We start from the raw sequence: 13,324 nt of genomic DNA on the forward strand, positions 1-13,324 counted from the left end.
GCGCACTTACCCCGCCGCCTTCGCGTCCCGGATCGCCTGCCAGATCTTCTGCGGCGTCAGCGGCGTATTCAGCTGGGTGATGCCGAGCTCGGCGAGCGCGTCCATCACACCGTTGGTGACGCAGGGCGGGCCACCGATGGCGCCGGATTCGCCGCAGCCCTTGGCGCCGAGCGGATTGGTGCGGCAGGGCGCGGAATCGTCCAGCGTCACCACGATCGGCGGCACGTCATCGGCTCGCGGGATGCAGTAATCCTGGTAGCTCGCGGTGAGGAGCTGGCCGTCCGGATCGTAGGAGACGCCCTCATACAGCGCCTGGCCGATGCCCTGCGCGACGCCGCCATGGATCTGGCCGGTGACCAGCATCGGGTTCACGGCAACGCCGACGTCGTCGACCGTGGTGTAGCGCACGACCTTGGAGACGCCGGTCTCGGGGTCGATCTCGACCTCACAGATATGCGTGCCGTTCGGCCAGCTGGGACCATCGACCTCGCCTTCGGAATCGACGCTGAGCCTGGCGCCGCTCTCCTTCTCGGCGAGATCGAACAGGCTGATGCGGCGGTCGGTGCCGACCACGGTGAGCATGCCGCCCTGATATTCGATGTCCTCGACCGAGGTCTCCAGCACGTTCGCTGCCTTCTCGCGCGCCTTCTGGATCAAGTCATTGGAGGAGACCGCGACCGCCGTGCCGCCGACGAACAGCGAGCGCGAACCGACGCTGCCGAAGCCCATGGCGAGATCAGTGTCGCCCTGCACTACGTCGATCTTGTCCATGGGGATGCCGAGCGTGTCGGAGATCATCTGGGTGTAGGTGGTCTGCAGCCCCTGCCCCATCGCCATGGTGCCGGAATGCAGCACGACGCGCCCTTGCGAGGTCGCGTGCAGGCTGACCTTCTCGGTGTGGGCGCGGCCGCCGGTCCACTCGATGTAGGAGGTGAGTCCGCGGCCGTAGAGCAGGCCCTTCTTCTTCGCCGCCTTCTTGCGCGCTGCAAAGCCGTCCCAGTCAGCGAGCTTCACGGCGCGGTCGAGCATGTGCGCGAAGGCGCCGGAATCGTAGACCTGCCCGGCCGCATTGGTGTAGGGCAGCTGTGCCGGCTTGATGTAGTTGACTTTGCGGATCGCGCGCGGATCCATGCCGATTTTTCGCGCAGCAGCGTCGAAGAGGCGCTCGACGATGAACACCGCTTCGGGACGGCCGGCGCCGCGATAGGCTCCGACCGGCGCGGTGTGGGTCATCACCGACATCACCTCGAAATGCACCAGCGGCAGGTCGTAGACACCGGTCTGCACGAACGGCCCCAGCACCAGCGGGATGATGTTCGCCGCTCCGGAAGAATAGGCGCCGGTGCAGCCGATCGACTTGACGCGATAGGCCAGCACCTTGCCCTTCTCATCCAGCGCGAAGGACGCCCTGGAGGTGAGATCGCGGCCGTGGGTACCGCCGACAAACTCGTCAGTGCGGTCGCCGCGCCAGCGGATCTTCTTGTTCAGCTTGGTCGCGGCATAGGCGACGATGCCGTCCTCGGGATAGAGATTGGTCTTCTGGCCGAAGCCGCCGCCGATGTCGCCGACCAGCACGCGGACGCTGTCCTTGGGCCGCTTCAGCACGGCTTCCGCCAGCACGTCGCGGGTCGAGGCCGGCGTCTGCGACTGCACATGCAGAAGGAGACGTCCGGACTTCTTGTCGATCTCGGCAATGGTCGAGCGCGGCTCCATCGCGGACGGAACGAGACGCTGGCTGACGATATCGAGCTCGACGGTGTGCGCCGCCTTGGCAAAGGCCTCGTCCACCTTCGCGGCGTCGCCGTAAGACATCGCGCCGACGATGTTGTCGGGCGCCTCCGGCCACACCGCGGGCGCGCCTGATTTCACGGCCTCGACGGGATCGACCACCGCGGGCTGCACATCGTATTCGACCGCGATCGCCTCGGCCGCGCTCTGCGCCTCCACGCGCGAGGAGGCCACCACTGCGGCCACGGCCTCGCCGGCGTAGCGGACGACCTCGTGGGCGAGCAGCCGGCGCGGCGGCACCGTCATCGGCTTGCCGTCCGGGCGCTTGAAGATGTTCAGCGTCGGGATGGTGCCGATATCGTCCCTGACGAGGTCTGCGCCGGTGTAGATCGCGGTGACGCCGGGCATCGAAGCCGCGGCGCTGGTGTCGATCGAGACGATCTTGGCGTGGGCGTGCGGCGAGCGCCGCACGTGCAACCACAAGGCGCCGTCCGCCGGCTTGTCGTCGATGAACTGTCCCTTCCCGGTGAGCAGCCTCTGGTCTTCCAAACGCTTGACGGGCTGCCCCGCTCCGAAACGCAAATTGCCGGGAAGAATGTTCATTCCGCTGTATCCTCGAGATCGGGAAAAACGACGGCGGCGGTTTTAACCGATTTTGCGCGCCAGACAACCGAGCCCCGGCGCATCTGCAATGCGCGTCAGAACCCCTTGCCAGCGCGGACTGGCCGGCTAGGACCTGTCGATATCGACAATGCTCACATTCACGTCACGGGTGTCCGAGCCGCGTTTGACCGTGAGCCGAACGGTCTTCCCGGCCCCGGCCTGCTCCAGCGCATCGGTCAGATCGGAGAGGCGGCGCACCGGCTTGCCTTCGGCCGCGGTAATGATGTCTCCGACCGCGCCGGTCGAAAAATTGACGCCGCGAATGCCCGCGCGCTCGGCAGGGCTGCCGGGGGCCGTGCGCACCACGATCACCCCCTCGACGCCAAGCCGCGTCATGACGTCCTCGCCGGCGGCCACGATGCCGATGCCCGGTGTCGGCACGCGGCCGTTGCGGATGAGCTCAGGAACGATCCGGTTCACGACATCGACCGGCACCGCGAAGCCGATGCCGGCGTTCGATCCGGACGGCGATATGATCGCGGTCGTGACGCCGATCAGCCGGCCGGCGGAATCCAGCAATGGCCCGCCCGAATTGCCAGGGTTGATCGCGGCATCGGTCTGGATGACGTTGGCGATCTCCCGGCCGCCATGGGTCGGGAGCCGGCGCTTGAGCGCGCTGATGATGCCAGAGGTCATCGACTGATCCAGCCCGAAAGGATTGCCGATCGCGAATGCGGATTGCCCGACCTTCAGGTCATTCGAACTGCCCAGCGCAATCGGAGCCGGAAGCTGGCGCACGCTGCGGATGCGCAGCACCGCGAGATCGTAATTGGGCGCCGTGCCGACGAGGTCCACCTGGGCCACTTCTCCCGAGGCAAAGCGCACGGCGATCTCGCCGCTACTAGCGACGACATGATTGTTCGTCACCAGGTGACCGTCGCGGTCCCAGACAAATCCCGTGCCGGAAGCGCCGCCACCGCCCTGGCTCTCCTCGCCCATGAGGGGACTTGCGAGGGGACTTGCCGCCGACCTGACCGCAACCTGAACGACCGACGGCGATACGCGCTCGAAGATGTCGATGGTCGCCTTCTCGCCGTCCGACAGCGGACCGCGCTGCTCGACGGCACGTGCGGAGGGCGCCGCCCATGGGACATACGAGATCGGGCCATGCAGGATCTTCGCGGCCGTGACGGCGAGCAGCAGGGCGGCGAAGGCTGCAGCGGCAATCGCATAGCGACGATTCATTGGGTGATCACCGTGTCTTGTGCTGAATGCGGGCTCTGAGATGCACATGCGTGGGCGACAGAGGCCGCTCACGCGGCAACGTCGCAAACGCAAGGAAGTTTCTTGGCTGCGCAGGTGGGGGCTCTTTTTGGCTCCCGCACGGGGCATATTGCCGCGTGGCGAGCTATTCCAGCTCGCGCAGCGCCGTTTCCACGATTTTGCGCGCCTCGGCGGTCAGCGGTGCCTGCGGCGGGACGGGGTCGCCGACGTCGTAGCCCTGGATCGCAAGGCCGGCCTTGATGCAGGCCGCGAGGTTGAAGCGGGCGAAGGCTTCGTTGATGCGCCACAGCCGGCGCTGCTGCGCCATGGCCTCGTCCCAGCGGCCGGCCGTGCAGAGGTCGTAGAGCATCACGCTCTGGCGCGGGATGATGCAGGCAGGTCCCGCCATCCAGCCGCGGCCGCCGATCAGCATCACCGCGGCCGGAATGTGGGCGGAGGCGGAGAACACGCGCAAGGCGTCGCCGCAGCGGTTCATGATCGAGAGCAGGCGGCCGGTGTTGGTCGAGGCATCCTTGATGTAGCCGATGCGCGGATGCTCGGCGAGGCGCGCGATGACGTCGAGGCTGAGATCGGAGCGCTGGAATTGCGGATTGGTGTAGATGACGACGGGAATGTCCACGGCATCGGCGATGGCGCGGAAGTAGGATTCGACCTGCGCATCGGCCAGCGGAAAATACGCCTCCAGAATCGCAAGGATGCCGTCGGCCCCACACTTCTGACAGGCTTTCGCCTGCGCCACCGCATCCGCCGTCGCGGTCGAAGCGACGCCGGCAACGACAGGCACGCGGCCCTGCGCGGCCTCAATCGTGGTCTGCACGACCGCAATGCGTTGCGCGGCATTGAGGTAGGCGAATTCGCCGGTCGAGCCCAGCGGCGTCAGCCCGTGCACGCCGGCGCCGATCAGGTCGTCGCAGAGTTTTGCCAGCACGTTGGTTCGCACCGTGCCATCGGCATCGACGGGCGAGACGAGGTACGGAAAGACACCGTGGAATTCGGACATGCGGCGCAGATCCCGGTCGATTGATTGCGGCTGACCGCTATTACCAATGCCGGCGCCGGCGATCAAACCCTGAGCAGGCGCACCCGCGTGCCCCAGGGATCGATCGCCTCCACCCCGTCCGCGAGCGCCGTGACTTTCCCACCGCCCTTGCGCAGGCGCTCTTCCTGTGCGGCGAGCAGCTCCGGCTTCGCCATCACCAGCGAGAACCAGGCAAGACCGGTCGTGGAATCGTCGCGCTGGCCGGCGCCCTGGCTCTGCCAGACGTTCATGCCGAGGTGGTGGTGATAGCGGCCCGACGCCAGGAACGCGGCGCCGTTGCGGCGACGGGTCGGATCGAGGCCGATCGTGCCGTGATAGAAGCTCTCGGCCTGGGCGAGATCGCCGACGCGCAGATGCATGTGGCCGATGCGCAGTCCATCCGGCGCCTTGGCATAGTCAGGGACGCGCGTATTGGTGAGCGACAACAGGTCGGGAATGTTGAGCTCGTCGGTCGCCATCTTCACGCTGCCCTCGCTCCATTGCCATTGCGAGGGGTCGCGGTCGGCATAGACCTCGATGCCGTTGCCTTCGGGGTCGTCGAGATAGACGGATTCGGACACGAGATGATCGGCGAAGCCCGACAACGGCACGCGGTGCGAGGCGGCATGAACCAGCCAGCGCGCCAGGTCCTTGCGCGTCGGCATCAGGAAGGCGGTGTGGTAGAGGCCGGCGGCGTTGCGCGGCTCGATTGCGGCATCGGGCCTGGCCTCCAGCACCAGCAGCGTGAGGCCTGAGGTGCCGAGCTTGGCTGTGGCCGCCGAGCGCTCCATCACGGTGAGCCCGATCACGTCGCGGTAATAATCTGCGACTTTGTCGAGATTCTTCACCCGCAGCGTCACCATGCCGACCCGCATCGGCGTACGGCTGGCAAAGGTCGGGCCGCCGCCCTGCGCTGTGCCCTCGGCACGGGCCGCGGCTGCGGCGGCCATGGCGAGCGAGGTGGCGCCGGCGAGCTGCAGCAGGGTGCGGCGGGTCAAGTCGATGGTCATCAGTCAGGGCTCGCTGGAAATCCTCGAGGCCATATGGCCCAATTTTAGGATTGCTACACGTTCCCGTGAGGCGCTCCCAATCACATGTTCGTCGGCCGTGGTCTTGACGAGGCCGTCCTGGTCCTGGCCACCCGGCCAGTTTCGCAATCGCGCGCGGCATCCCAGATTGAGGACAACTTACAGGAGCCCGCCATGACTGATCCTAGTCCCCTGTCCTCACTGTCGTCCGCGCTCGCGGAGGTGGTGGCGCGCACCGCGCCGTCCGTCGTCTCCGTGCATTCGCATCGCGCTCGCGCAACCGGCTTCGTCTGGAAGAGCGGCCTGATCATCACCGCCGATGAGGCCCTCGCCGACGAGGGCGAGGTCGAGATCGGCCTCGCCGACGGTCGTCGGGTCGCTGCCACGATCGCCGGCCGCGACCACACCACCGACATCGCGCTGCTGCGCGCTGAGGCCGCGGCCGCGCCGGTCAAGCTCGCAACCACAGTCCCGCCGCTGGGCGCATTGTCGGTCGTGGTCGCCACCAACCGGGAGACACCGAGTGCGGCGCTCGGGCTGGTGTCGGCGTCCGGCAAGGGCTGGCGCTCCTTGCGCGGCGGCGACATCGATGCGCGAATCGAACTCGATGTCCGCCTGCGCGGCAGCCAGCAGGGTGGGCTCGCGCTCGATGCATCGGGCGAAGCCTTCGGCATGGCCGTGCTCGGCCCGCGACGCGTGCTGGTGATCCCGACGGCGACGATCGAGCGTGTCGCGCCCCAGCTGGAGGCGCGCGGCCGCATCGCACGCGGTTATCTCGGCCTCGGGCTGCAGCCGGTGCGGCTCGACGACGGCATCGGCGCGATGGTGATGAATGTCGACAAGGCCGGGCCTTCGGCCGCGGCCGGCATCCGCCAGGGCGACGTGATCGTAGCGGTCAACGGCCAGAAGCTCTCGGGCGTGCGCGCACTGTCGCGAACGCTGGGACCGGCGAGCGTCGGCGCGGTGGTCGACCTCGCCGTGCACCGTGGCGGCGAGCCGGTCAGCTTCAAGGTCACGGTCGGCGAAAGGCCGGAGGCGTGAGCGAGGATAGGACGGCCGAGATCGTACTGTCGCTCGAGATCGACGATGCCGCCCTCGCCGATCGCCTGGCGGCCCTGCTCGGCAATGTGGCCGGGCTTCGCCTCGCCGCGCCCGGCGAGCATGCCGCCGCGACAATCATAGCCCGCGATCCGCGCATCAGCCCTGCGGACATCGCGCTGACGCAGCGCGAGCTCGACGTGCTGGCGCTGATGGCCGAGGGCGCCTCCAACAAGATGATCGCACGGCAGCTCGGCATCTCCGTGCACACCGTGAAATTCCATGTCGGCTCGCTGCTCGACAAGCTGGATGCGACCGGGCGCACGGATGCAGTGGCGCATGCGGCACGGCGCGGCGTGATCGAGCTTTGACGGCACCGCGCCTCACTTGGCCGAGGTCGGCAGGAAGCTGAGCTCGACCTTCAGGCCCGGGGAATTGTCGCGCAACGCGATCTCGGCGCCATGAAGCCGCGCGACCGCGGCGACGAGGCTGAGGCCGAGACCATTGCCCGGCGTGTAGCGGCTCTGCTCGAGCCGGTAGAAGCGCTTGAAGACATGCTCGCGCTGCTCGGCGGGAATGCCAGGACCGTCGTCGGCAATCGAGATCACCGCACCGCCGTCGGCCCTGCGGCAGCTCACAATCACCCGCCCGCCCTTGCGGCCATGCTTGATCGCGTTGTCGACGAGATTGGCGATGGCGTCGAACAAGAGGTCGCGGTCGCCGGTGATCGCGACCTCGTGGTCACCATCGAGGCTGAGGCGCGTGGCAACTTGCTCGGCAGCGGCATCGTAGAGCTCGACCACCTCGGCGGCGATCTCGGAAAGATCAAGCACGCGGAAGGCGCCGGTGCGGGCGCGGGTCTCGATCTCCGAGATCCGGGTGATGGAGGCGAACATGCCGAGCACGGCATCGAGATCGGCGATGGTGTCGCCGATCAGCGCGGCATCCGTCTCACTGTTGCGCGGCGCGTGATAGGCCTTCTCCAGCCGGCCGCGCATGCGCGTCAGCGGCGTGCGCAGATCGTGCGCGACGTTGTCGCTGACCTGCTTGACCTCGCCCATCAGCGTCTCGATGCGGTCGAGCATCTGGTTGAGGTTTTCAGCGACACGATCCCATTCGTCGTTGCTGCCGCGCAAGGGGATACGCTGGTCGAGGCCTGCGAGCATGATGGCGCGGCTGGTGGCGTTGATCTGCTCGATCCGCCCCACGGTGCGTCGCGTCACCAGCACCGCCGCGAGCCCGGCGAGCACCAGCAGCAGCGCGGCAACGGCGGCCATCGCGAGCTCGATCATGCCGGTGAAGCCGTCATGATCGCCGACCGTGCCGAGCCGGCTCTCCACATAGGCCAAGGTGCCGAAATAGAGGTAAGCCATGATCGCCGCGACGATCAGCCCGAACGCTGCGATCGCGATCAGCGCCAGGCGGAAGGTCGAGGACCGGAGTGTCTTAACCAGGAGCACGAAGGCAATATCCGATGCCGCGAATGGTATGGATCAGCGGATAGGCCTGGGCATCGTCGACCTTGCGGCGGACGCGCCCGACATAGACATCGATGATGTTGGTGGAGGGATCGAAATGCAGGTCCCAGACGTGCTGCAGCAGCATCGCGCGGGAGACGACGCGGCCCTCGTTGCGGACGAGATATTCGAGCAGCTGGAATTCGCGCGGCAGCAGCGGGATCTTGCGGCCGCGGCGGAAGGCGCTGCGGGCGATCAGGTCGACGGCGAGATCGCCGACGCGCAGCAGCGTTTCCTTGGCGATGGTCTCGCTGCGGCGGCCGAGTGCCTCGAGCCGCGCCAGCAATTCCGTGAAGGAGAACGGCTTGACGAGGTAGTCGTCGCCGCCGGCGCGCAGGCCGCGCACGCGGTCGTCGACTTCGCCAAGCGCAGAGATGATCAGGAAGGGGGCGGCAACGCCGTCGTCGCGCAGCTGGCGCATCACGCTGATGCCGTCGATATCGGGCAGCATGCGGTCGATGGTGATCACCGCATAGTCGCGCGCGGCGCCCTGGCTGAGGGCTTCGCGGCCATTGGCGGCGAGGTCGACGTCGTAGCCCGAAACCGTCAGTTCCTCGACGAGCTGGCCTGCGGTTTCCGGATCGTCCTCGACGACCAGGATGCGACGGTGACCTCCGGTCATGCAGAACTCCGCGACAATCGCCACCAGACTATCCCGTTCCGGGGCTGGACGGAACCGCCCGGTGGCGATCGCGACAATGGTGCGGCACGGCGATGCTAGTACCAATCGCCTCCGCACACATTGACCCATTGCCACCCATAGGGCGTCCAGCTCCTGCGCCAGCAGCCGTCGTTGTAGCCGGTGTAGAAATAGGGCGCGCCGAAGACGGCGAACCGACGGAAATGGTGGTGATGGTGGAAGCCGTGACGGCCATGCCAGCCCGCGCCGGCGAAACGCGGCCCGATCGGCGCGTGCGCGAACCGCGCCCCGCCGAAGCCGGGTCCGCCGACGTGAGCGAAGCGTGCACCGCCCATGCCGCCGGCCCGCATGCCGCCAAAGCCGCCGGCGTGCATGCCGCCGCCGAAATGGCCGCCACCGCCATGGCCGCCGCCAAAGCCGCCGCGCGCGAGCGCCGGTGACGCGACCGCCATCATGGCCGCGATCACGCTCGCCGTGAGGCCTTTGAGAAGCCTGTTGTTCATCGAAGCATCCTCCTTGCAGTGCGGCGGTCTTAGCGCCGCACGAGGAGGATCAGATGATGAGAATGGGAGGGTCGCTTCAACTTACAAATGCGCCAGATTCTGACGCGGGAGTTAGGGAGGGTAGTCCCAGCTCTCTCCCCGTCATTGCGAGCAGCCCTTGCGACGAAGCAATCCAGAATCCCTCCGCGGAAGCACTCTAGATTGCTTCGCTGCGCTCGCAATGACGACGGGATGGAGCGAATTCCGACCTCTCCCCGCAAAGAGCGGGGAGAGGTTAAGAGGTCACGCCCGCTTGCCGTTGTTCTTCTCGGCCGCGCGGCGCAGCGCTTCGGCGAGTGCGCCGCCGCCCGAGGACTCCTGCTTGCGCGGCGCGGACGAGGTCATGCGGCTTGCGTTGCGCTGATTGTTGTCGCGCTGCATGCCCGGCGCGTCCTTCTTAGGCCCGACCTCGTCGTCGAGGCGCAGCGTGAGCGAGATGCGCTTGCGGGCGACCTCGAAGTCCAGCACCTTCACCTTGACGATGTCGCCGGGCTTCACCACCTCGCGCGGGTCCTTGATGTAGGTCTTGGACATCGCCGAGATGTGCACGAGACCATCCTGGTGCACGCCGATGTCGACGAAGGCGCCGAAGGCGGCGACATTGGTCACGGTGCCCTCGAGGATCATGCCCTTCTTGAGATCCTTGATCTCCTCGACGCCTTCCTTGAACACCGCCGCCTTGAACGCAGGGCGCGGGTCGCGGCCGGGCTTTTCCAATTCGCGCAGGATGTCGGTGACGGTCGGCAGTCCGAAGGTCTCGTCGACGAAATCCTTCGGCCTCAACGTGCGCACGACGTCGCTGTTGCCGATCAGCGCCTTGATGTCGCTCTTGGTCGCCTCGAGAATCCGGCGCACCACGGGATAGGCTTCGGGATGCACGCCGGAGGCATCGAGCGGATCCTCGCCGCCGAGGATGCGCAGGAAGCCCGCGCACTGCTCGAACGCCTTCGGCCCGAGCCGCGGCACGTCCTTGAGCGCCTTGCGCGACTTGAACGGGCCGTTGGCGTCGCGATGCGCCACGATGCTCTGGGCGAGGCCGGAGCCCACGCCCGAGACGCGCGCCAGCAGCGGCGCGGAGGCGGTGTTGACGTCGACGCCGACCGCGTTCACGCAATCCTCGACCACGGCGTCGAGCGATTTGGCGAGCTTGGCCTGACCGAGGTCGTGCTGATACTGGCCGACGCCGATCGCCTTCGGCTCGATCTTGACGAGCTCGGCAAGCGGGTCCTGCAGGCGCCGCGCGATCGAGACCGCGCCGCGCAGGGTGACGTCGAGGCCGGGCAGCTCCTCCGAGGCGAAGGCCGAGGCCGAATAGACCGATGCGCCGGCTTCCGACACCACGATCTTGTTCATCTTCAGCTCGGGCAGACCCTTGACCAGCTCCGTGGCGAGCTTGTCGGTCTCGCGCGAGGCGGTGCCGTTGCCGATCGCGATCAGCTCGACGCGGTGCTTGATCGCGAGCCGGCCGAGCGTCGCCAGCGACTCGTTCCATTGCCGCTGCGGCTCGTGCGGATAGATCGCGGTGGTGTCGACCACCTTGCCGGTGGCATCGACGACGGCAACCTTCACGCCGGTGCGGTAGCCGGGATCGAGCCCCATGGTGACGCGGGTGCCGGCGGGCGCGGCGAGCAGGAGGTCGCGCAGGTTCGAGGCGAACACGCGCACGGCCTCGGTCTCGGCCGAGTTCCACAGCCGCATGCGCAGGTCGATATTGAGATGCACCTGGATCTTGGTGCGCCAGGCCCAGCGCACGGTGTCGATCAGCCAGCGGTCGCCGGGGCGCTTGAGGTCGGCGATGCCGAACCGCTTCATGATCTTCAATTCATAAGCGCTCGGCACGCCCGGCGGCGGCGCTTCGGCCTCGGGCTGAATTTGCAGGTCGAGAATCTCTTCCTTCTCGCCGCGGAACATCGCGAGGATGCGGTGCGACGGCAGTTTTGTCAGCGGCTCGGAGAAATCGAAATAGTCGGCGAACTTCTCGCCCTCGGTCTTCTTGCCGTCGCGCACCTTGGAGGCCATGCGCGCATTGGTCCACATCTCTTCGCGCAAGGCGCCGATCAGATCGGCGTCCTCGTCGAATCGCTCGACCAGGATGGCGCGGGCGCCGTCGAGCGCGGCGGCGGCATCTGCAACACCCTTCTCGGCGTTGATGAAGCTTTCGGCCACGACCTTTGGATCGTTGCCGGGCTCGGCGAGCAGCTGATTGGCGAGCGGCTCGAGGCCGGCTTCCTTGGCGATCTCCGCCTTGGTGCGGCGTTTCGGCTTGAACGGCAGATAGATGTCCTCGAGGCGGGCCTTGCTGTCAGCGGCCATGATCGAGGCCTCGAGCGCCGCATCGAGCTTGCCCTGTTCGCGGACTGATTCGAGAATGGCCTTGCGGCGGTCCTCGAGTTCGCGCAGGTAAACCAGGCGCTCCTCCAGAGTGCGCAATTGCGCGTCGTCGAGCGCACCGGTCGCCTCCTTGCGGTAGCGGGCGATGAAGGGAACCGTGGCGCCGCCGTCGAGCAGCGTCACCGCCGCCTCGACTTGCTCGGCGCGAACCCCAAGCTCCTGCGCAATTTTCTGGTTGATGTTGGCCACGCGAGATTCCCTCTATCCAAGTACGCGGGCGAAGGGGCGAACCACCGGCCGCGGGACGCCGCTTATGGACCAACCCAGGTTGATTCATCAAGGTGCGGTGCGCAACCGTCGACAGAGGATTTTTTGCCCGACCGATGCGATCTCGCCACAATCGTAGGCGCACGACGACTTGACATCAACCCCGCGTTCCGCGCCTGCTTGCTCCGCCGGGCCACTGAACTCCACGCGAGGACCCATCATGCGGACGACATCGGTCGGCGTCTTCAGGATCGCCACCACGGGCCCCGGCGACGTCTCCGGCCTGATGGACTTGATCGACTCCGGCGCGATCGATCCCAACGCGATCCTTGCCATTCTCGGCAAGACCGAGGGCAATGGCGGCGTCAACGATTTTACCCGGGAATACGCGGTGGCCGCGCTTTGCACGGCGCTGGCGCCCAAGCTTGGCCTGTTGCCGGCGGCCGTCGAGCAGCGGATCGCCTTCGTGATGTCCGGCGGCACCGAGGGCGTGCTGAGCCCGCATCTTACGGTGTTCACACGGAGCGAGGCCGAGCGGCCGGCAGGCCTCTCCGGCAAGCGCCTCAGCATCGGCATGGCGCACACGCGGGACTTCCTGCCTGAGGAGCTCGGCAGCTCCGCGCAGATCACCGCGACGGCCAAGGCCGTGAAGGCGGCGATGGCCGATGCCGGCATCAACGATCCCGCGGACGTCCATTTCGTGCAGATCAAGTGCCCGCTGCTGACCAGTGAGCGCGTTGCGGCGGCAAACGCGCGCGGCAACACAACGGCAACGACAAGCGCTTACAGCTCGATGGCCTATTCGCGCGGTGCGTCCGCATTGGGCGTTGCGGTCGCACTCGGCGAGATCGGCTCCGACGTCGGCGACGAGGATGTGCTGCGGCGCTATGATCTCTTCTCCAAGGTGGCCTCGACCTCGTCGGGAATCGAGCTGATGCACAACGTCGTCATCGTGCTCGGCAATTCGGTGTCATCGACGAGCGAGTTCGTGATCGGGCATGCCGTGATGGAGGATGCGATCGACGCTGCGGCGGTGCTATCGGCGTTGAACAGCGTCGGGCTCGGCGCGCAGGCAAAAGCAGGCCGCACGCTCGTCAACATCTTCGCCAAGGCGGAGGCCTCTCCCGACGGCGCCGTGCGCGGCTTCCGCCACACCATGCTCGAAGACACCGACATCAGCTCGACCCGCCACGCCCGCGCCGCGGTCGGCGGCCTGATCGCGGGCCTTGCCGGCACCGGCGCGGTCTACGTGTCCGGCGGCGCCGAGCATCAGGGGCCGGCCGGTGGCGGCCCGGTTGCAGCGATCGCACGACTGTCGGATTGATAGC

11 protein-coding genes are annotated in these 13,324 nt (G+C 67.1%); 3 read left to right on the plus strand and 8 right to left on the minus strand.

Translation table 11 applies throughout. The features are described from left to right. Positions 1–6: 6 nt before the first annotated feature. From P0R31_RS31050 to P0R31_RS31065, 4 genes are all read right to left on the minus strand, one after another. Positions 7–2,331 carry a xanthine dehydrogenase family protein molybdopterin-binding subunit gene (locus P0R31_RS31050; protein ID WP_275518339.1) on the minus strand — a complete coding sequence of 775 codons (2,325 nt, stop codon included), beginning with the start codon at positions 2,329–2,331 and terminating at the stop codon, positions 7–9. A 126-nt stretch (positions 2,332–2,457) separates the two neighbouring features. After that, a complete protein-coding gene (locus P0R31_RS31055) occupies positions 2,458–3,576 on the minus strand; it encodes a S1C family serine protease (RefSeq protein WP_275518341.1) in 1,119 nt (372 codons plus the stop codon). A 163-nt stretch (positions 3,577–3,739) separates the two neighbouring features. Beyond that, positions 3,740–4,615: a dihydrodipicolinate synthase family protein gene (locus P0R31_RS31060; RefSeq protein WP_275518342.1), complete on the minus strand. Its 876-nt coding sequence runs from the start codon at positions 4,613–4,615 to the stop codon at positions 3,740–3,742. Positions 4,616–4,677: 62 nt separating this feature from the next. Beyond that, positions 4,678–5,643, minus strand: coding sequence for a VOC family protein (locus tag P0R31_RS31065; RefSeq protein ID WP_275518343.1), 966 nt, complete (start codon positions 5,641–5,643; stop codon positions 4,678–4,680). A 192-nt stretch (positions 5,644–5,835) separates the two neighbouring features. Between P0R31_RS31065 and P0R31_RS31070 the strand changes: the two genes are divergently transcribed. Next, positions 5,836–6,702, plus strand: a complete 867-nt coding sequence (locus P0R31_RS31070) for a S1C family serine protease (RefSeq protein WP_275518345.1) — start codon at positions 5,836–5,838, stop codon at positions 6,700–6,702. After that, complete coding sequence (locus P0R31_RS31075) at positions 6,699–7,070, plus strand: response regulator transcription factor (protein WP_275518346.1); 372 nt, start codon at positions 6,699–6,701, stop codon at positions 7,068–7,070. The genes P0R31_RS31070 and P0R31_RS31075 overlap by 4 nt, the downstream gene beginning before the upstream one ends. 12 nt (positions 7,071–7,082) lie before the next feature. On the opposite strand, the gene P0R31_RS31080 is transcribed toward P0R31_RS31075, so the two are convergent. From P0R31_RS31080 to P0R31_RS31095, 4 genes are all read right to left on the minus strand, one after another. Next, on the minus strand, positions 7,083–8,159 hold the full coding sequence (locus P0R31_RS31080) for a sensor histidine kinase (protein ID WP_275518347.1): 1,077 nt from the start codon (positions 8,157–8,159) through the stop codon (positions 7,083–7,085). Next, positions 8,146–8,838, minus strand: a complete 693-nt coding sequence (locus P0R31_RS31085; protein ID WP_275518375.1) for a response regulator transcription factor — start codon at positions 8,836–8,838, stop codon at positions 8,146–8,148. Before P0R31_RS31085 ends, P0R31_RS31080 begins: the two co-directional genes overlap by 14 nt. A 95-nt stretch (positions 8,839–8,933) precedes the next feature. Then, entirely contained in the window at positions 8,934–9,359 is a 426-nt protein-coding gene (locus P0R31_RS31090; protein ID WP_275518349.1) for a hypothetical protein, read from the minus strand. A 282-nt stretch (positions 9,360–9,641) separates the two neighbouring features. Beyond that, a complete protein-coding gene (locus tag P0R31_RS31095) occupies positions 9,642–11,978 on the minus strand; it encodes a Tex family protein (protein ID WP_275518350.1) in 2,337 nt (778 codons plus the stop codon). Positions 11,979–12,216: 238 nt separating this feature from the next. On the opposite strand from P0R31_RS31095, the gene P0R31_RS31100 reads away from it, so the two are divergent. After that, the gene (locus tag P0R31_RS31100; RefSeq protein ID WP_275518351.1) at positions 12,217–13,320 is read left to right on the plus strand and encodes a ring-opening amidohydrolase; all 1,104 of its coding nucleotides are present in this window, start codon (positions 12,217–12,219) and stop codon (positions 13,318–13,320) included. The last annotated feature ends 4 nt before the right edge of the window (positions 13,321–13,324 follow it).

It is taken from the genome of Bradyrhizobium yuanmingense, from assembly GCF_029167105.1.
Taxonomy (GTDB): Bacteria; Pseudomonadota; Alphaproteobacteria; order Rhizobiales; family Xanthobacteraceae; genus Bradyrhizobium; species Bradyrhizobium yuanmingense_A.

Coding starts and splice junctions, on each gene's coding strand:
- P0R31_RS31100 (WP_275518351.1), top strand. CDS start 12,217: ATGCGGACGACATCGGTCGGCGTCTTCAGGATCGCCACCACGGGCCCC.
- P0R31_RS31055 (WP_275518341.1), bottom strand. CDS start 3,576: ATGAATCGTCGCTATGCGATTGCCGCTGCAGCCTTCGCCGCCCTGCTG.
- P0R31_RS31060 (WP_275518342.1), bottom strand. CDS start 4,615: ATGTCCGAATTCCACGGTGTCTTTCCGTACCTCGTCTCGCCCGTCGAT.
- P0R31_RS31065 (WP_275518343.1), bottom strand. CDS start 5,643: ATGACCATCGACTTGACCCGCCGCACCCTGCTGCAGCTCGCCGGCGCC.
- P0R31_RS31085 (WP_275518375.1), bottom strand. CDS start 8,838: ATGACCGGAGGTCACCGTCGCATCCTGGTCGTCGAGGACGATCCGGAA.
- P0R31_RS31070 (WP_275518345.1), top strand. CDS start 5,836: ATGACTGATCCTAGTCCCCTGTCCTCACTGTCGTCCGCGCTCGCGGAG.
- P0R31_RS31090 (WP_275518349.1), bottom strand. CDS start 9,359: ATGAACAACAGGCTTCTCAAAGGCCTCACGGCGAGCGTGATCGCGGCC.
- P0R31_RS31050 (WP_275518339.1), bottom strand. CDS start 2,331: ATGAACATTCTTCCCGGCAATTTGCGTTTCGGAGCGGGGCAGCCCGTC.